The sequence below is a fragment of the Cellvibrio fontiphilus genome, from assembly GCF_042646205.1.
Taxonomy (GTDB): Bacteria; Pseudomonadota; Gammaproteobacteria; order Pseudomonadales; family Cellvibrionaceae; genus Cellvibrio; species Cellvibrio fontiphilus_A.
The window spans coordinates 201873-222428 of the sequence record NZ_JBHRTF010000001.1; the positions used below are offsets into that span (position 1 = coordinate 201873).

General features: G+C 54.5%; 15 protein-coding genes. 6 read left to right on the top strand and 9 right to left on the bottom strand.

The annotated features are described in order from the left end of the window. Nucleotides 1-9 precede the first annotated feature (9 nt). Entirely contained in the window at nucleotides 10-4197 is a 4188-nt protein-coding gene (locus tag ACFODX_RS00935; protein WP_378115125.1) for a YhdP family protein, read from the top strand. 1 nt (nucleotide 4198) lies between these two features. Here ACFODX_RS00935 and ybaL read toward each other — a convergent pair whose 3' ends face one another. Continuing rightward, nucleotides 4199-5926, bottom strand: coding sequence for a YbaL family putative K(+) efflux transporter (gene ybaL, locus ACFODX_RS00940; protein ID WP_378115127.1), 1728 nt, complete (start codon nucleotides 5924-5926; stop codon nucleotides 4199-4201). A gap of 197 nt (nucleotides 5927-6123) precedes the next feature. On the opposite strand from ybaL, the gene ACFODX_RS00945 reads away from it, so the two are divergent. Continuing rightward, nucleotides 6124-6636 carry a DUF1993 domain-containing protein gene (locus ACFODX_RS00945; protein ID WP_378115129.1) on the top strand — a complete coding sequence of 171 codons (513 nt, stop codon included), beginning with the start codon at nucleotides 6124-6126 and terminating at the stop codon, nucleotides 6634-6636. Between the two features lie 86 nt (nucleotides 6637-6722). Then, nucleotides 6723-7733: a hypothetical protein gene (locus ACFODX_RS00950; protein WP_378115131.1), complete on the top strand. Its 1011-nt coding sequence runs from the start codon at nucleotides 6723-6725 to the stop codon at nucleotides 7731-7733. A 19-nt stretch (nucleotides 7734-7752) separates the two neighbouring features. Here the strand turns inward: ACFODX_RS00950 and ACFODX_RS00955 are convergent, their stop codons facing one another. Further along, on the bottom strand, nucleotides 7753-9165 hold the full coding sequence (locus tag ACFODX_RS00955) for an NAD(P)/FAD-dependent oxidoreductase (protein ID WP_378115133.1): 1413 nt from the start codon (nucleotides 9163-9165) through the stop codon (nucleotides 7753-7755). 282 nt (nucleotides 9166-9447) lie between these two features. Here ACFODX_RS00955 and ACFODX_RS00960 point away from each other — a divergent pair, with 282 nt between their 5' ends. Continuing rightward, nucleotides 9448-10056, top strand: a complete 609-nt coding sequence (locus ACFODX_RS00960) for a hypothetical protein (protein WP_378115135.1) — start codon at nucleotides 9448-9450, stop codon at nucleotides 10054-10056. Nucleotides 10057-10144: 88 nt separating this feature from the next. Here ACFODX_RS00960 and ACFODX_RS00965 read toward each other — a convergent pair whose 3' ends face one another. The 6 genes from ACFODX_RS00965 to ACFODX_RS00990 form a co-directional block, all read right to left on the bottom strand. After that, nucleotides 10145-12151: a transglutaminase TgpA family protein gene (locus ACFODX_RS00965; protein WP_378115137.1), complete on the bottom strand. Its 2007-nt coding sequence runs from the start codon at nucleotides 12149-12151 to the stop codon at nucleotides 10145-10147. Then, nucleotides 12141-13145, bottom strand: a complete 1005-nt coding sequence (locus ACFODX_RS00970; protein ID WP_378115140.1) for a DUF58 domain-containing protein — start codon at nucleotides 13143-13145, stop codon at nucleotides 12141-12143. Before ACFODX_RS00970 ends, ACFODX_RS00965 begins: the two co-directional genes overlap by 11 nt. Before the next feature lie 35 nt (nucleotides 13146-13180). Then, nucleotides 13181-14095 carry an AAA family ATPase gene (locus ACFODX_RS00975; RefSeq protein ID WP_378115142.1) on the bottom strand — a complete coding sequence of 305 codons (915 nt, stop codon included), beginning with the start codon at nucleotides 14093-14095 and terminating at the stop codon, nucleotides 13181-13183. 152 nt (nucleotides 14096-14247) lie between these two features. After that, nucleotides 14248-15225 carry a GGDEF domain-containing protein gene (locus ACFODX_RS00980; protein WP_378115144.1) on the bottom strand — a complete coding sequence of 326 codons (978 nt, stop codon included), beginning with the start codon at nucleotides 15223-15225 and terminating at the stop codon, nucleotides 14248-14250. Between the two features lie 90 nt (nucleotides 15226-15315). Beyond that, entirely contained in the window at nucleotides 15316-16812 is a 1497-nt protein-coding gene (locus tag ACFODX_RS00985) for an alpha/beta hydrolase (protein WP_378115146.1), read from the bottom strand. Between the two features lie 89 nt (nucleotides 16813-16901). Next, nucleotides 16902-17663, bottom strand: a complete 762-nt coding sequence (locus ACFODX_RS00990) for an esterase/lipase family protein (RefSeq protein ID WP_378115148.1) — start codon at nucleotides 17661-17663, stop codon at nucleotides 16902-16904. Between the two features lie 163 nt (nucleotides 17664-17826). Between ACFODX_RS00990 and ACFODX_RS00995 the strand changes: the two genes are divergently transcribed. Continuing rightward, nucleotides 17827-18705: a TatD family hydrolase gene (locus ACFODX_RS00995; protein WP_378115150.1), complete on the top strand. Its 879-nt coding sequence runs from the start codon at nucleotides 17827-17829 to the stop codon at nucleotides 18703-18705. Nucleotide 18706: 1 nt separating this feature from the next. Here the strand turns inward: ACFODX_RS00995 and ACFODX_RS01000 are convergent, their stop codons facing one another. Further along, entirely contained in the window at nucleotides 18707-19834 is a 1128-nt protein-coding gene (locus ACFODX_RS01000; RefSeq protein ID WP_378115152.1) for a glycoside hydrolase family 18 protein, read from the bottom strand. Nucleotides 19835-20055: 221 nt separating this feature from the next. On the opposite strand from ACFODX_RS01000, the gene ACFODX_RS01005 reads away from it, so the two are divergent. Next, on the top strand, nucleotides 20056-20475 hold the full coding sequence (locus tag ACFODX_RS01005; protein WP_378115154.1) for a SufE family protein: 420 nt from the start codon (nucleotides 20056-20058) through the stop codon (nucleotides 20473-20475). Nucleotides 20476-20556: the final 81 nt, after the last annotated feature.

Sequence of the window (20556 nt, forward strand, 5' to 3'; positions counted from 1 at the left end):
ACTGCGCTGATGAAACGCACCCTGCATAAACTGGTGAAATGGTGTTACCTGCTGATTGCGCTGGCGCTGATTCTATTGGCGGTGGTCGTGCAGTCCGGGCGCAGCTTTTCCCCGGTGTTGGGCAATTACAATCAGGATATAGCGCGCTACTTTTCCGACCAGCTCAACGCCAAGGTGACCATAGGTGCAATCCAGGCCGAGTGGAACGGGCTAAAACCCAGCTTGGTGGTGAGCGACCTGCACATTCACAATCCTGCTGACCAGCCCATTGTGGCTATCGGCGAAGCGCGTATGCGTTTTGATATTCTCAAGTCCCTGCGCAATGCGCGCCTGGTGTGGAGCCACCTGGGCTTGAGCCAGGTAGATATGGATTTTGTCCAGACAGCGGCCGGTTCCTGGCGTATTGCCGGCCTTCCCCAGCGGCGTGAACAGGACGCCAAAGGTACAGATATCAACAGTTTGGTTGATATGCTGCTGCTCTCCACGCGCATTGAGCTGCAATCCAGCCGTTTTCATTTTGCGTTTACCAGCGGCCAGCAGATGTTGCTGCAATCCCCCTATGTATTGCTGGAAAGCGCCGCTGACTTCCATCGCCTTGCGCTGCAAGTAGATGTGGACGGGCAGCCGCGCAGTGTTTATCTGGTGCTGGAAGCTGAAGGTGATCCGCGCAAACCCGCGCGTTTTCGCAGCAAAGGCTACCTGCAGCTGAATAGTTTCCCCACCGGTGAACCAGTGGCGGCAGCGACTGCATTTTTGCTCGGTGATGCCGGCAAATCGGTCATCCAGAGTGAGGGTAGCCTGGATGCCAACATCTGGTTTGAGAGCCGCGCCGGTGGCAAAGGCTACGATCTCTCGGGGCGATTGGACTTGCAGCGCTTGTCGGTGCCCTTTGCCGAGCGCCGGCTGGCGCTGGATGATTTCACCACAGACCTCACCGGTTATTGGTTGCCCGGCGGTGAATGGCGTCTGGGCCTGCAAGGTTTGACCGCAGCCGTGCAGAGCGAAAAAATCGACGAGATGAATATCGCTTTTTCTGCCAGCGGTTATAACCAGGTGGTTAAGGTCAATATGGATAGCCTCGATCTCGCCGGCCTGACCAGTATTGTCACGCGTTCAGGTGTGTTGCCGGAGGGGCGCCTCGCCGAAGTGCTGACCAGCCTGTCGCCACGCGGCGAGCTGCGCAACATAGTGTTGAGCTTACCGCCCAAAGCGCCGGCCGAGTGGCAATTAAGTGCCAATCTGGAGCAACTTGCCGTGGGTGCCTGGCGCGGTGTGCCGGCCCTGACGGGTGTTGATGGCTACTTGCAAGCCGGGCAAAAAGGCGGTTTTGTCGATATCGACAGTCGTCGTGGCTTCTCCATGCACTACTCCCCCACCTTTGCCGGAGCAATGGATTACGACCGCGCCCGCGGCCAGGTTGCCTGGCACTTGCAGCGCGATAAAAACCAGATTTACGTCAACAGTGGCCTGCTCGAGTTCCAAAAGGGCGACGAACTGGCGCGCGGCTACATGTGGTTGGGCCTGCCCTGGCAGCGCAACACCGGTAACATCGACCTCTACTTACAAATTGGCGGCCAGCAGGTCAGCGCCAGTCGCTATCGCACTTATGTTCCCCAGACTCTGCCAGAGCCACTGCGCAAATGGTTGGGCGATAGCTTGGGCGAGGCCAATCCCGGTATCGCCAAGCGTGTCGGTTTTATCTATCGCGGCACTCTCAACACCCCTAACCCGCTGGCGCGCACTGCGCAGTTAACATTGGATTTGGACGGTGTATCGCTGGACTACCACCCCGGCTGGCCCGCACTGAGTGATATCAAAGGGCAATTGTCCGTCAGCGATGTGCATGTCTCTGCCCAGGTCAGCAGCGCCAAAGTGCTTGAGAGCCAGATAGAACAGGCCAGTATCAAGGTAAACCCGCGTGCACAGGGGCGTGGCTCGCTGTTGCAGGTGGATGGTGAAGTAAAAGGGCCGGCCGCCGATGGCATCAGGGTGCTGCGCGAAGGTCAAATGCGCCAGTATCTGGGTAGCAGTCTGGATTCTTGGTCAATGCAGGGCGATATGTTGGCCCGCCTGGATCTGGATATCCCTCTGGGCAGCGGTGAACAGAAGCCAGCCGATGCGCGCCAGCAGGTGGATGTGGATCTACAGGTGCCATTTTTTGAACTGCAAAACCTCAACCTCAGCGTTGGCGAGTTAAGCGGTAATATCAGTTACAACAGCACCAGTGGCATCGCCAGCAAAGACTTGCAGGGCACTTTTTTTGGCGAGCCGCTGCTCGTGAGTCTGGCCAGTGATAAGGCGAAGGGTGCCAATAAGACCTTGATTGATTTGCAGGGCAGGGTGGATGCCGAACAGTTAGCGCTGTGGAGCAAACGCCCCGAAGCCCTGTTCCTGAAAGGGGTTATGCCCTATGAGGCGCAGGTGGAACTCAACCATCAGGTGGGCAGCCGCGCTCAAGCCAATGCGGACGCTGTACCGCCCAGCCCACGCGAATTTGCTGCACAGTCCTTTGCCCGGGTTACACTCAACTCCAACCTTGCGGGTGTTGCGGTCGATTTGCCCGCCCCCTACGGCAAGGCTGCCAATGAGGAGCGCCCACTCAAGTTTTCCCTCTGGTTACAGGAAGCACAATCGCAAATCCGCGTGGACTACAACCGCGATGTACAAGCGCTGCTGCGCATGGATCGCGGCAATAACAACCAATTGCTAAACGCGAATATCGCGCTCGCTGAAGATGCCCGCTTGGGCGATAAGGCCCAGTTTTTGGTATCCGGTTTCCTGCCGGGGATCGATCTGGATGCCTGGAAAGCGGTTCAGGCCCGCTACCTCGCCTATGCCGAGCGTCTGACACCGGTGGTGGTGCGCCCCTTGGTCGCGAATGCCGGCAGCAACCCGGTTGCTGCCGTGGATGACCAGATCGGCAAGGTTGCCGGTTTACCGTTTTTAATTGAATTAGTGCTGGGCGAGTATGAACTCGGCCCCATGACCCTGGAAAACCTTGCCGTGACCGCTATGCCTGTTGCGGCGGGTTGGCAGTTAGCGGTGCGCAACCCGGTAGTTGAGGGCGATCTGTTTGTGCCGGCAAGCCCCTTTGTCGCCATGGATGTAAACCTGCGTCGTCTGTCATTGGATTCTGTCGCCCTGGGCCTGAGCCAGCCAGCTGCAACAGCGCCCTCGGAGTCGATCAATACCGGTGCGCCTGATGCCGCTGAACCCGCCTCGGCTGAGGTGGTAGAGGCGGTGAGTGTGATAGATCCGCGCCGTTTGCCGCGCGCCAATATCAGTATCGAATCGCTGCTACTGGACAATAAGGATTACGGCACCTGGTCATTAGCCTTGCGCCCCGATGACCTGGGGGTGGTGATCGACAAAATTCGCGGCACCATTCGCGGAGTAACTGTCAGCGGCATAGACGATAACCCCGATGAACCGGAACAGGCAGGTGCGCGCTTGATTTGGCACAACACCGAGGTGGGCGTACAAACCCGCTTTATCGGCCGTTTGCGCGCGGGTGATATGGGGGCAGTACTGCGCGATTGGCAAAAACCCGACATGCTGGAAAGTACCGCGGCCAGCTACGATGCGGATCTTTTTTGGCCCGGATCGCCGCAGGATTTCAAGATCCTCAACCTTGGGGGCGAGATGACTATTGCCATGGAAAATGGTCGCTTCAAACGCGATGCCGGTGCCGGTGAGGGTATTTTGCGCCTGATGTCGATCCTCAATTTCGACTCACTCGCACGGCGCCTGCGCCTGGACTTTTCCGACCTCTATAAAAGCGGCCTCGCCTACGACCAAATCACCGGTAAAGTCAGGTTTAACCAGGGCACTTTAGTGTTTGAAGAACCGCTGGTGGTGACCACCCCCTCCAGCGGCATGCAAATGGCCGGCACCATCGACCTGCGTCGCGAGCGGCTCAATACCCGCTTGGTGGCCTCGCTACCGGTTGCCGGTAACGTCACCTTCTATGCCGCACTCGCAGCCGGCTTGCCTGCCGCGGCGGGCATCTATGTGGTCAGTAAGCTATTCAAAAAACAGGTCGATCAAGCCACCAGCGTGAGCTACACCATCAAAGGCAGCTGGGATGAACCCAAGATGCGCTTTGATCGCCTGTTTGAAAGTGAGCAGAGCCTGCGCGACAGCGTCAATAAAAAACGCGCAGGCAAGGAACCCAAAACAGAAAACCGGCGACGGTAGGTCAGTGACCTGCCGTTGATGCGGCTTTGCCCATGCGCTGCAACACGTGTTCAGCCATACCGCTAGCCAATTGCTGTTCGCTTAAAAATATCCGGCCGATATTTTCTTTCACCCAGAGTTCCGCTTCTTCTTCGTTGTGGGTGCGAATCACGGTTTCAATTTTGGGGTTCAACTTGCGCGCAATATCCACCATTTGGCGTACATGAAAGGTGTTGGAGGTTGCTGCTACCAGCATGCCTGCCTTGGCAATATGCGCCTGGATCAACACATTTGCATCAGCGGCATCGCCGCACACGGCGGGAATATTTCGCGCACGCAATTCCTCAACAATGGCGCGATTGGCTTCGGTGACCACGTAGGGAATTTGTTGTTCATCGAGAACCTTGGCGATGCGGCGACCTACGCGGCCATAGCCCACCAGCACCACTTGGCCAGAGAGATAAACCTCGTCGGTAGTCATCGGTAATACCGCCAATGGGTCATCGCGCACTTCCAGTTTGCGCGCAAAAGCCGAGTGTTTGAGCGCCCAAGCGCGCAGTGGCTCGAGCAGGGTAAACATCAACGAGTTGAATGCGATGGACACCAGCGCGCCAGCGAGAATCAGGTTTTGCGCTTGTATATCCATCAAACCCAAACTGATGCTCAAGCCGGCCAAAATAAACGAAAACTCACCGATTTGTGCGAGGCTCGCGCCGACAATCAGCGCTGTGTTGAGCGGATAGCGAAATACCAGTACCAGCGCGACCGCGGCGATGGTTTTCCCAAACATAATAATGGCGACCACGGCGAGCACTTTGAGCGGCTCGTCGATCAGTATCTGCGGGTCAAACAACATGCCAACCGACACAAAAAACAATACCGCAAAAGCATCGCGCAGCGGCAGGGAATCATCGGCGGCGCGGTGGCTGAATTCTGATTCACGCAACATCATGCCCGCAAAAAATGCACCCAGGGCGAAGGACACATCAAACAGCAGCGCCGAACCGTAGGCCACACCCACAGCGGTGGCAATCACACAAAGGCTGAACAGCTCGCGCGACCCGGTACCCGCCACCCACCAGAGTAATTTGGGCAGCAAGCGTTTGCCCACCACCAGCATAAACACCACAAAGGCGGCGACTTTACCCAGAGTGATCAAGAGCGCGACCGCGACATGCTGGTCATTGGCGGCGGGCGCATGGCCATCGGCAGCAGGGACGGTTCCCATAATTCCCGCAATCACCGGCAGCAGCACCAGCACCAGTACCATCACCAGATCTTCCACTATCAACCAACCTACGGCGATGCGCCCGTTGATGGTCTCAATTTGGCCGCGCGCTTCAAGGGCTTTTAGCAAAACCACGGTACTGGCGCAGGAGAGTGACAAGCCAAACACCAGACACTGCGCCAGATCCCAGCCCCAAAAATAGCCGGCACCAGCACCCAGCAGGGTAGCGATAGTGATTTGCAGCATGGCGCCAGGTAGGGCGATACGTTTTACCGCCATCAAATCGCCCACCGAAAAATGCAGGCCAACGCCAAACATCAACAGCATCACGCCAATTTCGGCGAGCTGGGCGGTGAGTGCCATATCGGCAACAAAACCGGGGGTTGAGGGGCCAACAATAATACCGGCGATAAGGTAGCCAATAAGTGGCGGCATGCGCAGGCGCGCGGCGATGAACCCCAGGATCATGGCTAAACCGAGGCCAGCCGCAATGGTAGTAATTAGGCTAATGTCGTGTGGCATAAGCAGCTAAGTCCTTGATGAATGAGACTTAACTATATTGGCTGAAATAAAACCAATGCAAGCAATGAGCCAAAATTTGCGTTTTTTTACCGCGCTATTTACACCCCGCTGGATTGAATAGGCAGCACCCGGCCCCCACTAACCCAAGCGCTATGTACGCCAATTGTAAAATCCGCCCATCCCCAAAGGAGAGTCTTATGTTTTACGAACTTACTGTTGTGCAATTCACCAAGGCATTGAATAACCTCAGTGCGATATTGGATAAGGGCGCGGCCCACGCTGAAGCCAAAAAGTTTGATGTGAATGTGCTGCTTAACTCGCGCCTCGCGCCCGATCAATTCAACCTGATTCGTCAGGTGCAAATCGCTTGCGATACTGCCAAGTTAGGTGTGGCGCGTTTGACCGGTACAGTAGAGTCGGCGCCGGTTCACGCTGACACCGAAACAACCTTGCCGGAGTTAAAAGCGCGCATTCAAGCGGTGGTGGATTACCTTGCCGGATTCAAACCTGAGGATTTTGCCGGCGCCGCCGAGCGCCATATCAGCCAGCCGCGCTGGGAGGGTAAATACCTGACCGGAACCGAGTTTGCGATTCAACATGCGATCCCGAATATTTATTTTCACATCACCACCGCCTACGCCATTTTGCGTCACAACGGCGTGGATGTAGGCAAAAAGGATTACCTTGGAGCCATGCCTTACAAAAGTTAAGATGACGCATCGATAAATACACCTGCGCACTGCCTTGCTTGCAAATGAACAGCGGTGCGCCGGTGAATAAATAAATGGATGCGTGTATGACTGAAAAAACGGTGGATGTATACCTGCTAGCCCAGGCTCGCGCCGGGATTGAGCGAGCAACATTGGTGCGCAACCTTGCCGCACTCTTCAAAAAAGATATTCCCGCGATTGAAAAAATTCTGGCCAGACCACGCACCCTGATCAAAGCCGGTGTTGACACCGCAATGGCCGAAAAATATTGCCGCGCCATCCGCCAGGCGGGTTGCGAGTGTGAACTGGTTGAGCAGGATATTCCCGCGCCCAGCGCAGAAGCACCCGCGAGCGTGATGGCACCGCAGCCCGCAACTCTTGCCGGGCCAGATGTTGAAACGGCCACCGCGGCGGTACCCCATCGGGTTAACCCTGCACCGGTTCGGCCGCCGCTGATTGAAAAGCTTGTCTCCCCGCGTTTGCTGCTGCCGGTGGTGATTCTGGCGGCGATTAGCATTACGGTATTGGTTTATTTCACCGGCAAACCGGCAACACCACCCGCTGCCAGCGCGGTGACATCACCCGCAAACACAGCACAAACGGCTGCCAACAGTGCCCAGTCCAGGTCATCACAGCCCAAGCCGCCTGAATTGCTGCGCACTTACAGCGATGACAAGCGCATGTCGCTGACGACACCAACGGATTGGAAAGGCGAGCGGCGCCTCAACCCTGAGGCGGCTATAGGTGTCGCCAATATCAGGGATAACCTTTACGCCGTGGTGCTGCGTGAAAACAAATTGCCCTTTGGCAGCGATTTCAATTTGCTGCGCTACAGCGAGTTGATTACCCAGGGGCTGAAAAAATCGACTCAGGAATTTTATGTGCAACAGGCGCCGCGCCAGCTCAGTATTAATGGCCTAGCCGCACAACAAGCTGCGCTTGCCGCCAAGGTGGATGGCATCAATATTATTTACGTTATCACCACGCTAGAAACGGCTGAGCACTTCTATGTGATTTACGCCTGGACACTGGCGTCGCGTTTTCCGGCACAGCAGGCGTTGTTAAAACAGGTTAGTGAGAGTTTTACCCTGCACTGAAGCGACACAAACACACCGGTTATTGGGGCGATTCAGGCGGCTTATTACTGGATAAACGACACCACTCAATCGCCGGCACCAGCTGGCGTTTTTGTTGCAGTTTGCAAATTTGCTTAAACAGCCACAGGCGCCAGCGCACTGCAAAACCCGGTGTCAGGCTGCCGGCGAGTACTGAGTTAATCGCCTGCGGCAAGCTCAAGGTAGGGCGCGGCGACATAAATACTTCACAGGCGCTGTTGTCGTAATAGGCATCAATCAGTTGGCGCATGGTGCCAATTTGCGCTTTTAAAGACTGGGTGTAATGCGCGTAGACCCTGGCTTCTTGCGTTGGGGCGCGCGGCTTTTTGACCTGTGCGGCTATCTGGTCGGCCGCTAGCAAACCTGACTCCAGCGCGAGGTACACGCCCGAGGAAAATACCGGGTCGATAAAACTGGCTGCATCACCCGCCAGCAAACAGCGCTCGGCGCCAAAGGTTTCATGGGAGAAACTGTAGTCGGATTCAATGCGGTAATCGCCCAGCGGTCTAGCCTTGGCCAAGGCCTCGCGGAGGAAAGAGGATTCATTGACCTTGCGCCAAAACAGCTGTTCCCAGCTTTCATTTTTTTCGCGGCCGCCATTTTTTTGCAGCACAACACCCACCGAGGTGACTGTGGCAGAAATGGGGATCGCCCAAAACCAGGCGTGTTCCAGCCGCAGCACTATCACATCGCCACCCCGTTCCCCTTCATCGCGCTGCATATGTTCAAAGTGGTTAAACACTGCCATGCGGCCAGGATAGGGTAGGGCGGATTTGGCGAGTTTGAGCGCGCGGCCCATCACACTGTGCCGGCCGCTGGCATCAATTACCCAGTCGGCATGAAGCACTTGTGGCTGGCCGGCATGGTTCGCCTCAAGCTCCCAGCCCGATGCTGTGCGCGTCACTTTGGTAACCGGGCACTGTTCGCGCACCTGGGCGCCGCAGCTCTGGGCGTGGCGCAGGAGTATTTCATCAAAGCGGGCGCGCTCTACCTGATAGGTCATATCCAGCCCCTTGACCCAGCCTTGGGCAAACACATTGCGCACCGTGCGCGAGCGGTCGGCCAGGGTGAATTGGGCGCCGCGTTTTTCCACAAAACCGGCGGCGGCAATTTTGTCCCATACCCCAATCGCTTTGAGTATGCGGTTGCCATTGGGCAGCAGTGATTCGCCGATATGAAAACGCGGGAATTGCTCACGCTCCAGCACCACAACATCCACGCCGGCCTGTGCCAATCGGGTAGCGGCTACACTGCCGGCAGGCCCGCCGCCAATCACCACAACACTGTGGCGTTGGGCGACCGGTGTCGAAATAGTTATCACTGGCGCAAGTTCAATAGATTGACGCTGCTGGCCACCGAGCAGGCCGGTGCGTTCGTAAGCGCCGGAAATAGGGTTATCCAATGGGGATTTCATCGCGCCTCCTTAATGACTAATGCACCGGCCGCGGTCTGTTTGGCCGTCTTGTTGCGCGGGCGCGAGTATAAACAGGCGCTGTCGCCAAAATCCAGTTGGGCCAGCAGCAAGCTAGGACTAGGTTGTGTCGATTTTTTTTACATTTAATTGATTTTTATGAGATGCAGTTATCACTAATAGGCTGATGCATATCAAAAAATCATCAATGGCGCAGAAATTGCTGATTTAGGCGTCAAGTGGCTGAGTCCAGCTCGCCGTCATCAATTAACCAAGGATTACTTTATGTTGAAACCTGTTGCTTCTGTGTTTGCATTATTGGCTGGTGCGTTTCTGGCTGTTTCAGCGCAAGCCAATCTGATCGTCAACGGTGGCTTTGAAGACAATAACGTCGCTACCGGCAGTTGGTCTTACTTCTCTTCCGCCAATGTCAACGGTTGGGAAGGCAGCAATATCGAGATTTGGGATTCTATGAATGGCGTTGTGGCGCCAGAGGGTACCCAGCACGCCGAATTGAATGCTCATCCTTACACCGGCGGTGTTTTCTCTATCTACCAAAGTTTTGCTACGGTAGTAGGCCAGACTTATGACGTGTCTTTCTTTTACAGCGCACGTCAGAGCGCCAACGAAGCTTTCTCTTTTAGTGCCGGCACCCTGGCTGCACTGCTCAACGATCACACCGTGGGTGTATGGAACCAGTTTACTGGCAGTTTTGTGGCTAACTCAGCACTCACTACCATCACCTTCACCACTGCTGACAACTCTACCGTTGGCAACTTTTTGGATGGTGTAGTGGTTACCGCCAGCACCAAAGTAAACGAAGCCAGCTCACTGGTATTGTTGGCGATGGGTTTGCTGAGCCTGGTGATGGTAAGAAGAAATAACCGCGCCTGAGTTCATTTTTACCGGTTGATGCGATAACCGCGAAATGGGTTCACCAAAAACCGCTCCCTGGCCTCAGGGAGCGGTTTTTTTATGGGCGTTAGTTAGCGGGAAAGCGGCGGATTCGCGCTTGCAGCTGCGGTAAGACCTGCTGCTGTTGCTGGTAGGCAACTTGTTCAAACAAGCGGCCGATAATGCTCAAACTGGCCTGCCAGCGCGGCTCCTGTTGTACCACCCGCGCAATAAAATCGCCCGGTGTTTCACCCTGCTGGCGCAGATAGCCGGACTGCGCCAGCTTGCGCTCCAGCATCTGGATGGCGCGTATCTCGGCGCGAGCGCTGGGGCGTAGCTGGCTGCGCAGCAGTGTCCAGGCCGCAATAGCCGCAGCAACCAGCCCCAGTCCAATCAACCACAGGGTGATACGCCAGGCTTCGGTGCCGCCCAACAAACGGCTAAGCAAGCCCTCCTGTGCTTGTGAATCGTAATTCAGTACCCAGCGCTGCCACACAAAGGTGGCGGCATCCCAGCGCAGTTGCAGGTTATAAAGCAGCGACGAACCGCTCCAGTTGTTGCCCACCAGCGCTTGCTCCTCAAGGCTGAGGGCATCATCCAGCCCCTGTTCGATGCGGTTGGGTGCTACCGCAGCGGTTGGGTCTATGCTGCGCCAGCCTTCCCCCTCAATCCAGACTTCAGTCCAGGCATGGGCATCTGACTGGCTGACCAACAGGTAATTTTCGACCGGATTCCAGCGCCCGCCCTGATAGCCCACGACCACCCGGGTAGGTATGCCGGCGGCGCGCAACAGCACACTGAAACTGCTGGCGAAGTGTTCGCAAAAGCCTTTTTTGGTGTTGAATAAAAACTCATCCACCGAGTGTTGGCCCAGCAGGGGTGGTTGCAGGCTGTAGGTAAATTCCCGCGTAAACAAGGTCAGCGCCCGCGCAATAATCGCTTCATCGTTTAGCCCCTCGCCGCGCCATTGCGCCGCCAGCGCATAGGTTTGCGGGTTGCTTCTGGCAGGCAGGCGACTAAAGCTGGCGCGCTCGGCGTTGGCCAGCGCGGGTGTGGTTGGTTGTTCCAGACGCAGCGCAGAGCTGACTTCGTAGCGCAAGCGCTGGGCGACGGGTATAGGGTTGAACAGCAAATAATCACGGGTGATGCGGATGGGGCGGCGGTTGCTGACCGCGCTGGTGCGCAGCGGGGTCATTAGGCTGAACAGCCAGGGTTGGCCGTGGGGTTCCAGAATGATGCTGTAATCCAGCCTTTCTACAACCTTTAGCTGCGCGTTGTCGGCCTGTGGCGGCAGGCCCCATTGCTCGCGTTGGCGCCAGGTGCGGCCATCAAAAGTATCCAATACCAGGCCGCGCCAATAGAGCTGGTTGGCGGCCGGCGGTGTTGCTAAACCGGGGAACTCCACACGAAATGCCGGCGCGCGGTTCAGCGCCAGCTGGCCCAGGTCGCCGGGCGAGAGGCTGTCGCTAAACCCGGTTTTGGCCGCCTGCTGGTTGGGTACAGCCCAGAGTGGCCCCAGGCGGGGAATCACTAAAAACAACACCAGCATGATGGGCAGGGCGTGCAGCAGTAAGCGCCCGCCGGCATAAATACCGGCGCGCGCCGTTTGCTGGCGGTTGGATTGGAGCGAGCGCCAGCTGGCCAGCAATACCAGCAGGCTGCCCAGGCAATAGATGGCGGCCAGCGGGCTTTGGCTAAACAGCAGTTGGCAGGCGGTGATAACAAAGCCGATAAAAATCAGGAAGAAGGCATCGCGCGCGGAATTGACTTCCAGCAACTTGAGCACAAAAGCACATACCAGCAGCCCGACCATAGTGTCGGTGCCGGTTTTACCGGAATAGCTGGCGACCATGCCGGCGGCGCAGCCCAGGGTGACCAGTGTTTTCACCAGTCCGCTCGGTGCACCCCAGCGACCGCGAAATACCTGGGTGCGCCAAAAACCGGCCAATGCCCAGATCAGCCAGAGCCAGACGGGTAAATTCATCAGCAGCGGCAGTATCACTAGCGCCTGCATTACCAGCAGCCAGGCGAGTTTGTCGCGCGCCAGATATTCGCGCCGCACGCTGGGCTTAGCTGGTTTGCGTTTAGCCCACATAATCTTTCCCTGCTGTCGGGATGGAAGGTGGCTCCAGGTTAAATTGAGCCAGTGCGGTCAGTACCCTTTGCAAATGGGTCTCGCCGAGTGCGGGTTCCAGTGTCAGTTCAGGCAGCGCCAAACCGTAGGGAATCTGCTGGCGCTCGTAGTGGAGCGCCCAGTAACACAGGCCGGACAAACGCAGCTCCTGCAGTTGGTTCAAGCTGTACCAATCCAGCCATTTGTCAGCGGAAAAATAGGCTTCGTACTCTTTGGTAAATAACCCCTTGTGCTGCGCAAACTGCTTCCAGGCGATGTGTTTGATGGGGTCGCCGGCTTGATACTCGCGCAGGCCGCTAAAGTCATCGCCACCGCGACGGCTGGTGCCGCCCTCCTCACGCCCGCTGGTATTTTGGTGATATGGCTCTTCAATCGCGATAGGTTGTGGGTAAACCAGCGCAACCGCCTCCAGATTTAACCAGCTCCAGCAGCGGATGATGCCCAATGGAAAACTGCTTTGGACGAGCAATCGCCCCGGTTGCAGATACCCGCGCCGGTGGCTGGGGGCCGGCAAGCTGACCCTGAGCGGCTCGCGCGGGTTGAGGCTAATGGTTTGGCGCTCGCTGCCCTGCCAACCCAATTCAATCGTTTCGCTGCCGCGTTTATGTGCCGTTTCAAGTTCCAGTACAAAAACGGCGGCCTCCCCGGCAAAAGTCGGCTGGGCGCTAATGAACCGCACCTTCACTCCCGAAAGGTTGCCAAAGGTATGGTGGATGCTCACCACAAACAGGCTAATCATCAAATAGGCGAGGGCGAGGATCAGGTTGTTTTGGTAATTGGTGCCCAGCAGCCAAATAATCACAATCAGGCCCAAAAACAGCAGCCCGTTGCGATTGGGGAATATGTAGAGGTTATTGCGATCCAGACCGATCTGGCGTGCGCGCGGCGCGCGTTTATCAATCCAGCGGAAGAAGCGGCGCTGCCAGAGGTCGCGCCAGTGTGTGGCCAGGCTCATGTTTTATGTAGACTCATTGTTTGCCCATCGCTCGCTCACACCAGCACGTTAACGCTGTCGCGCAGGTGGCGAACCAGCGCTTCGCTGTCATTGCTGTGACCGGTGCCGCGCACCCTGTGGCCTACCACTGCGGGCAGTACAGTTTGTACATCCTCCGGCACCAGATAACTGCGATTGTGGATTAGCGCCCAGGCTTTGGCGGCGCGCAATAACGCCAGTGCACCACGCGGCGACAGGCCATAGCTAAAGCGGGCATCGCTGCGGGTAAATTCCACCAGCCGCTGCACATAATCCAGCAGCACGTCACTCGCCGCCACCTGTTTTACCGCTGTTTGAATGGCCGCCAACTGCTCATTAGTGACCAGTGGTTTCAGCTCGCGGATGCGCGCGCGCGGGTCTACCCCTTCAAACAACAAGCGCTCGGAAGCGGGGCTGGGGTAGCCGAGGGAGATGCGCATCAGGAATCGGTCGAGTTGCGATTCCGGCAGCGGAAAAGTGCCGCTTTGCGAGAGCGGGTTTTGTGTGGCTATGACAAAAAAGGGCGTTGGCAACGGGCGGCTTTTGCCTTCAATGGTCACTTGCCCTTCTTCCATAGCCTCTAGCAGCGCACTTTGGGTTTTAGGTGAACTGCGGTTGATTTCATCGGCCAGCAGCACTTGCGTAAACACCGGCCCCGGGTGGAATTTAAAGACACCTTGCTCGCGCTCAAAAATGGCAACCCCCAAAATATCGGCAGGTAACAAATCGCTGGTGAATTGCACCCGCTCAAACTTCAGGCCCAGCACCTTGGCAAGGCAGTGGGCGAGGGTGGTTTTACCCATGCCGGGCAAGTCTTCAATTAATAAATGGCCCTCGGCAAACAGGCAGGCGAGCGCCAAACGAACCTGCTGATCCTTACCTAATAAAACTTGATCTACCTGGTTGATAACGTTGCTAATCAGTGACTGCATGAAAATGCCTTATTAAGGAGAACCTCGCCGGCGAGCATAACGCAGGCGCGGAAATCGGGGTGATTAAGAATCGCAAAGCGGGTGAGAAGTCACAGGCTGAAAAATTCACGGGCTAAAAAATTCACGGGCTAGTAGTGTGTTGTAGCAGAGCCTTAATCCGCCGCAATAACGCAGTTGCGGCCCTGTTGTTTGGCTTGGTAGATGGCTTTATCGGCGCGCACAAACCATTCGTGTTGATCTTCATCCTGCCGCAGCTGGGCGCAACCAAAGGACGCGGTGAGTGAACCTTCCGGGTCTTTAATTTCCTCCTCGATTTGCGCGCGCAGCTGCTCTGCAATCACCATGGCAGCCTCAAGCTCGGTATTGCGCGCCAGAACCACAAATTCCTCGCCGCCAAAACGGAATAACCGGTCAGTTTTACGCACCCGGTTTTCAAGCAGTTCAGCCAAATCCACCAATACTTGATCGCCCATCTTGTGGCCAAATTTATCGTTCACGGTTTTAAAAAAATCCAGATCCAACACAATCAGTGAGGCGGGAATGCCGGCGCGGGCAAAGTCCTCCACACACAGGCGCAGCTCCTCATCCATAGCGCGCCTGTTGCCCAGGTGGGTCAGGGCATCCTGGGTAGCAAAACCCTGCAGCATTGTGCGCTGGCGATCATTTAATAGCGCAAAGGTGTAGGCCATGCTGCCGCACATCAGTAGGCTGGAAATCATCGCAAATAATTCGGTATTGGTTTCCAGGCGGCTGGCGATGGGTAGCACCGCCAGAATACACAGCATGTTGGCGATAAGTGCCGCGTTAATGCTGAGCAGGAAAAAGTTGGCGAGAATGGCCGGAAACAGCCAGAACACAAAAATCGGTTCGTTGAGGTGGGTCACGGCCACCGCACCCGAGGAATAGAGAATTGCAGTCATCACCGAAATGGCCGGTGTTGCCTGACCGCGCCAGTAGGTGATTAAGGCACTGCCCAGTGCTGCAATCACAATTGCCAAATCAACTGCCGCGTTCAGCAGCTCGCCATGTAAATAGCGGATCACCACAAACGGCGCTATGCCTATGGTCGCCAGTATGGCAAACAGGTATACCAATCCGCGTTGGAACTTGTTTCTTGAATCTAGAGGCATAGTGGTATTTCAGTTTCTGGTGTAATTATGGTTTCAGCATAGACGCTCATTAGCGGGTTTGCCGTTGCTATTCATCACCAAACCTTGCCGTTAATCCCCGCGCGGCAGTGATTCAATATCCAGCCAGGCAAATATCCGCGCTTCCATATAGTCGTAAAACGGGTTGCAGTAGAGCCGCATGCCAGTGGTCGCTTTGATAATAAGCGTGTTGGTTTCGCCCAGCAGCTGGCGATTACCCAAACGTATGCCAAAATTTTCCGCGCTGCTGGGCGTTAAACCATAGAGCGGGTCGGTCATCGCAAATGGCAGTGCAACATGGGACAGCGAAAAAACACCAGCGGGAAATTCCAGCCCCAGAGGCTGCTCCTGTTCATCCATGCGGCCTGCTGGCTGCCGCCACTCACTCACTTCCATGGTATCTGCGTTACGGTTGGCAATTTTCACCAGATCATAATTGCGCAGCGCCGGCGCAAAATGGCTGGTTAAATAACGGCTGGCGCCGGTGCGGGTGATGGGCAAAAAATCCTGGTGGCGATTGATATCAAACAACACCAACTCACTGTGATTCGCCGGTAAATAACGATAAAAATATTCTTCGATAGCCGCGGTGCTGACCGTTGCATCCACAACCGATTGAAAACCCAAAACGGGCGGTAAATGTTTCAACTGCTGCTGTTTGGCTAAGCGCTGGATTTTAAATTGCACGTGGCGAGAAAATCGGTGCGCTTGCCACGCGGCATTGACCGGAAAAGAATTGTATTTAAACGGATTGTATTCGGGGCTTTTGCCGAGCCAGCGGCGCGAACTTAACAGCGGCAATTGACCGATCCACTCCAGCGGTTTGCTCAAGCCGGCAAATTTGCTGATGCCAATCATGGGCGATAATAAAATCACTTTTTTGGGTTGCGGTAACTGCGGGTTTTGCAATGCATCCAAGGTGTAATTGAGCGCAAGTGTGCCGCCGTTGGAATAGCCCAGAATATAAAAATGCGGGTTGTCGCCCAAGCGCCGCTGCATTTCTTCAGCTGCCAATTGGGTTGCCGCTGTCCAATCGCGCCAGCGCACATTTAATAAACCCGAGGGCAGGGTGCCGTGACCGGGAACGCGCAGGGCAATCACTAAAAAGCCTTGTTGTGCAAAACTATTTGCCAGGCTGCGCACCGAATAAGGTGAGTCGGTAAGGCCGTGGATCATCACAATACCTGCGCGAATTTTTTCTGGCGTTAAAACAAAACTGCGATTCCAATTGTGTGTTTGATTGAGTGGGTTCAAAGGCGATTTAACATCGAACCGGTAACCTTGATAAGTCTCCGCTTCATGCAAGCTCGCGCGCAATTCGGCAAACAGTTTTTCCTCCTGCGCGAGATAATCACTCCAGCGATAAGCCGGTGTTGTGCCACCGGTTAACACGGCTTTGGCGGTAGCGGCCTTAACCATGCTTGCGCGAAATTCCTGTTGTAATTCGGTTTTGTGCCAGGGTTTGGCGCTGCGCAATGTGCTGCAGCCATTTAATACCAGCAGCAGAACCAACACTATAAAAACGCCCAGCAACATGGACAGACCTGACTGGCTGGCAAAACTCACCATAATAATTCCCTGTTTACGATTAATGTTTACGATTAATGTTTACGATTAATGTTTACGATTAATGTTTGGGGGCCGATATACCCCTGTATTTATTGCGCGCTGGCCTCATGTAAAAAATGGCCCTGCTGTAAAAAATAGATCACCTGCGCGACGGTGTCTTTATCTTTCATAATAAACGGGTGTGAAACCGGCAGCGCGATAAAGTCGCGCATGCCTTCTACTTTGGTACTCTCTAGCGACACTTTGCCGTCATCCGGGTTGGGCAAATAGAGCGATAGCAACAAATTTATACTGGTGGTTCCGGCAATAACCCCTAACTCAAAATTCACTGCGCCCAGCTGTTGCGGCAGGTCATTGGCGGATGTGCCCAGCTCACTCCCGGCAGGGCCATTAAGCCAAGCAAATGGCGGCAAGGTTTTTAAATGATCGACAATTTCACTGCCCTTATTGGGCGGCGCCAGCATGACTACCCGGTGTAATTCGCTAATGCGATGATGCTGTAAATATTGGCGCAACAAAATGCCGCCCAGCGAATGAGTCACAAAATGAATTCTGGTGGTTGGCTGTGTGCGACATTGTGTTAGCGCCGTCGGTATCGCTTTTTGCGCAAGCGTGGCGATAGGCCATTGGCGCGAGGGGTAATCTAGATTAACAACCCGGTAACCCTGTGCTTGCAGGGCTTCTGCCATGGGGCGCATTGAATCGCTGGTGCGTGCCAAACCGTGCAGTAAAATCACGCAGTCTTGTTTCACTGGCAGCGATGGTTTTATGTTGGCTGGGCTGTTAGTAAAACTACAGCCACACAGTGCCGCAGCGGCAAGAGCAATAATCAGTCGTAGGTAGACAGGCATAATCAGTTTCCGGTGCAAGTGAACAAAGTATGCCACACTCTTGTTGTTGGACATGATCGTGTTGTTGGGCATGATCGCCGCTGCCGGCGCTTTCTTTGTGTGTGCATTTAATTATCGCCATGTATTTATTTGATTATTCTTATGCATTTATTTGATTATTCCTATGTTGTTATTTGATAGCCATTGCCACATTGATTTTGCAGCGTTTGATAGCGACCGCGCTGAGCTATGGGCGCGCTGTAATAGGCTGGGAATTGAGGGGCTGGTCATACCCGGCGTAAACCCCGCGCAGTGGTTAAACGCAGCGGCGCTCTGTGAGCAATATTCCGGTTTTTATTTTGCCGCTGGCCTTCACCCGCATTGGATTAACCAACAACCCTGGTTTTCGCCTGGGACATTATTGGATGACCACAGTCAGGCACAGATTTACCAACAATTAACGGCGCAGTTAATTCCTCAGTCGGCCGCTCAGTCAGCTCCTCAATCAATAGCGACATTACACGGCGAGCGCGCATTGGCAGCGCAAAAAAAACGCTGCGTCGCGGTGGGCGAAACGGGGTTGGATAAATTGATCAATGTGCCGCTTGTGCTGCAACAAGAGTTATTACAATTGCACACAATGTTTGCTAACGAATACCAGATGCCACTGATTATTCACAGCGTAAAAACCCACAATGAAATCCTGGCGTGTTTTAAACAAATGCCACCGCGTTATGGCGGTGTGATTCACGCCTTTAGTGGCAGCCTGGAAACCGCGCAGCAATTTATTGCGCAGGGTTTTTTGTTGGGGGTGGGCGGTACTATTACCTACGAGCGCGCAAAAAAAACGCGTGCAACCTTCAGCAAAATACCCCTGCAATATTTACTGCTGGAAACCGATGCGCCGGATATGCCGCTCAGCGGCAAACAAGGTGAGCGCAACAGCCCGGAATATTTGCCGCAAATTGCGCAACAACTGGCGCAGTTGCAAGGAGTAAGTGTTGAGCAGGTGGCGGAAGTCACCACCTGCAATGCGCAGCGGTTATTTGGTTTGCCGGAGTAAATTATTTTACTTCGTGCACGCTGTGATGGATTGCATTGAGCAAACCATTGCTGTCGCTGTCGTGTGGTAATTGCCAAAACATAATGCCACCCAGGCGTTGCTGTTTTACATAATTGACTTTTGCAGCCATGGAGCGCCGGTCATCAAAAGTAGCAAAGGTTTTTTCTGCGGCGCTGTAATAACTGGGCGCTTTAGCCACATCATCCCAATAATATTGATAGCCTTTGGCGGCACTGAATTGCGTAGCAAATTCCTTATAGCCATAACCTTCAATATGGGTGCCGGCTTGATAAAGCCCGTTGTTGGTGGCTGCCACATCCTTCCACACGCGTGCATAAAACGCGGCGCCAATAACGATTTTGTGCGGTGCTACACCTTGGCGTAATAAAAATTGCACGGCGTTGTCGGTGGAATCTTTCTGCTCAGGTGTGGAGTAAAGTGCAGTGTGGTGGCCAGTGTGTGGTGTGCCGCCATTGACTATGTCGTAACTCATCAGGTTGACGTTATCCAACAGCGGCATAATTGCAGCCCAGTCCACTGCCTTTTCCAAAAAAGAATCAAAACCGCCAGCGGCAAAACTCAATTCATAGCGACTGCCCAATTGTGCACGCAACTCGCGAATCAACGCGGTGAAATTAGCGCGGTCATAGGCAGCGTATTTGTGGCCGGGAAAACCGGGTACTGTGGGGTATTCCCAATCCAGGTCGATACCATCGGCGTTGTGTTGTTGAATAAGTGCGAGGGTGGATTTGGCAAATGCCACGCGATTTTCAGCGCTGTTAAAAACATTGGAGCAGGTTTCACAGCCACCCCAACCGCCCAGCGATAACATGACTTTTAAGTGCGGATGATCTTTTTTCAGTGCAACTAGCCGCGCAAAAGCTTGCTCGTCTTGCGCATTATCAAACGCTAATTGGTTGCCCTGTAAATGCAAAAAGCTGTAAATGATATGGGTGAGCTGATTGACGTTGTAACGCGCTAAATCGGTGCCATCACCCATGTAATAGGCAATGACTTTAACGGGTTTTTCAGCTGTTGCAGCAGTGGGCGAATTATTAGTGTGAGTGCCGCAGGCCGATAGGCCCAGCACCAGTAAGATTGCTAAAAAGTATTTGAAAAAATAGTACATAAATCCCTCGGAAAAACGCTGGTTAGTTAATCGCGAGAGCTGTGTGAATTTGCCTGGGGCATATTCGGCGTGGTGATTCTGCGGTAATTGTATTAAATGCCAGGGCAGATGCGCTGCATTGTACGCAGAGTTTTCTGCACAAACCCATGGGTGCCGGGTAAAGAATCTTAAAGTTATTTCAGCCGCTGCTTTATAATCTGATTTTTTAACGAGTTTTGGCTGTGACCTACCACGACGACCTCTCTGCGATTTCCCTTGCCGAATTACAGGCAGCACACAGCTGGCAACAGCAATATAAATTGATTATCCACTGGGGCAAGTTGATATCCCCCAAACCGACATTGCGCGTAGCCGATAAGGTAATTCGCGGCTGCGAAGTGCCGGTGTGGCTGGGGCATATTGTGGAGCAAGAGCGGCATTATTTTGCGCTGGATGCCGATAGCAGTGTGATTAAAGGGCTGGCTTCGCTGCTACTTGTACAAGTGAATGGTAAAACCAGCAGCGAATTATCTGGCCTGGATTTGCAGGGGGAATTGCGCGGATTGGGTTTGGAAAAACATTTAACGCCTTCGCGCAATAATGGCTTGAATGCAATTATTGCGCGGATTTATCAACACCTAAACGATTCCGATTTACCGTAGGTTGGAAGAGCGCAGCGACTTCCGACATTGACGAATTGTTCGCGATTGAGAAAAACGTCGGAAGTCGCTGCGCTCTTCCAA

Excerpts from the sequence above, each read along its gene's own strand:
- ACFODX_RS00935 (WP_378115125.1), top strand. The coding sequence starts at position 10 with ATGAAACGCACCCTGCATAAACTGGTGAAATGGTGTTACCTGCTGATT.
- ybaL (WP_378115127.1), bottom strand. The coding sequence starts at position 5,926 with ATGCCACACGACATTAGCCTAATTACTACCATTGCGGCTGGCCTCGGT.
- ACFODX_RS00945 (WP_378115129.1), top strand. The coding sequence starts at position 6,124 with ATGTTTTACGAACTTACTGTTGTGCAATTCACCAAGGCATTGAATAAC.
- ACFODX_RS00950 (WP_378115131.1), top strand. The coding sequence starts at position 6,723 with ATGACTGAAAAAACGGTGGATGTATACCTGCTAGCCCAGGCTCGCGCC.
- ACFODX_RS00955 (WP_378115133.1), bottom strand. The coding sequence starts at position 9,165 with ATGAAATCCCCATTGGATAACCCTATTTCCGGCGCTTACGAACGCACC.
- ACFODX_RS00960 (WP_378115135.1), top strand. The coding sequence starts at position 9,448 with ATGTTGAAACCTGTTGCTTCTGTGTTTGCATTATTGGCTGGTGCGTTT.
- ACFODX_RS00965 (WP_378115137.1), bottom strand. The coding sequence starts at position 12,151 with ATGTGGGCTAAACGCAAACCAGCTAAGCCCAGCGTGCGGCGCGAATAT.
- ACFODX_RS00970 (WP_378115140.1), bottom strand. The coding sequence starts at position 13,145 with ATGAGCCTGGCCACACACTGGCGCGACCTCTGGCAGCGCCGCTTCTTC.
- ACFODX_RS00975 (WP_378115142.1), bottom strand. The coding sequence starts at position 14,095 with ATGCAGTCACTGATTAGCAACGTTATCAACCAGGTAGATCAAGTTTTA.
- ACFODX_RS00980 (WP_378115144.1), bottom strand. The coding sequence starts at position 15,225 with ATGCCTCTAGATTCAAGAAACAAGTTCCAACGCGGATTGGTATACCTG.
- ACFODX_RS00985 (WP_378115146.1), bottom strand. The coding sequence starts at position 16,812 with ATGGTGAGTTTTGCCAGCCAGTCAGGTCTGTCCATGTTGCTGGGCGTT.
- ACFODX_RS00990 (WP_378115148.1), bottom strand. The coding sequence starts at position 17,663 with ATGCCTGTCTACCTACGACTGATTATTGCTCTTGCCGCTGCGGCACTG.
- ACFODX_RS00995 (WP_378115150.1), top strand. The coding sequence starts at position 17,827 with ATGTTGTTATTTGATAGCCATTGCCACATTGATTTTGCAGCGTTTGAT.
- ACFODX_RS01000 (WP_378115152.1), bottom strand. The coding sequence starts at position 19,834 with ATGTACTATTTTTTCAAATACTTTTTAGCAATCTTACTGGTGCTGGGC.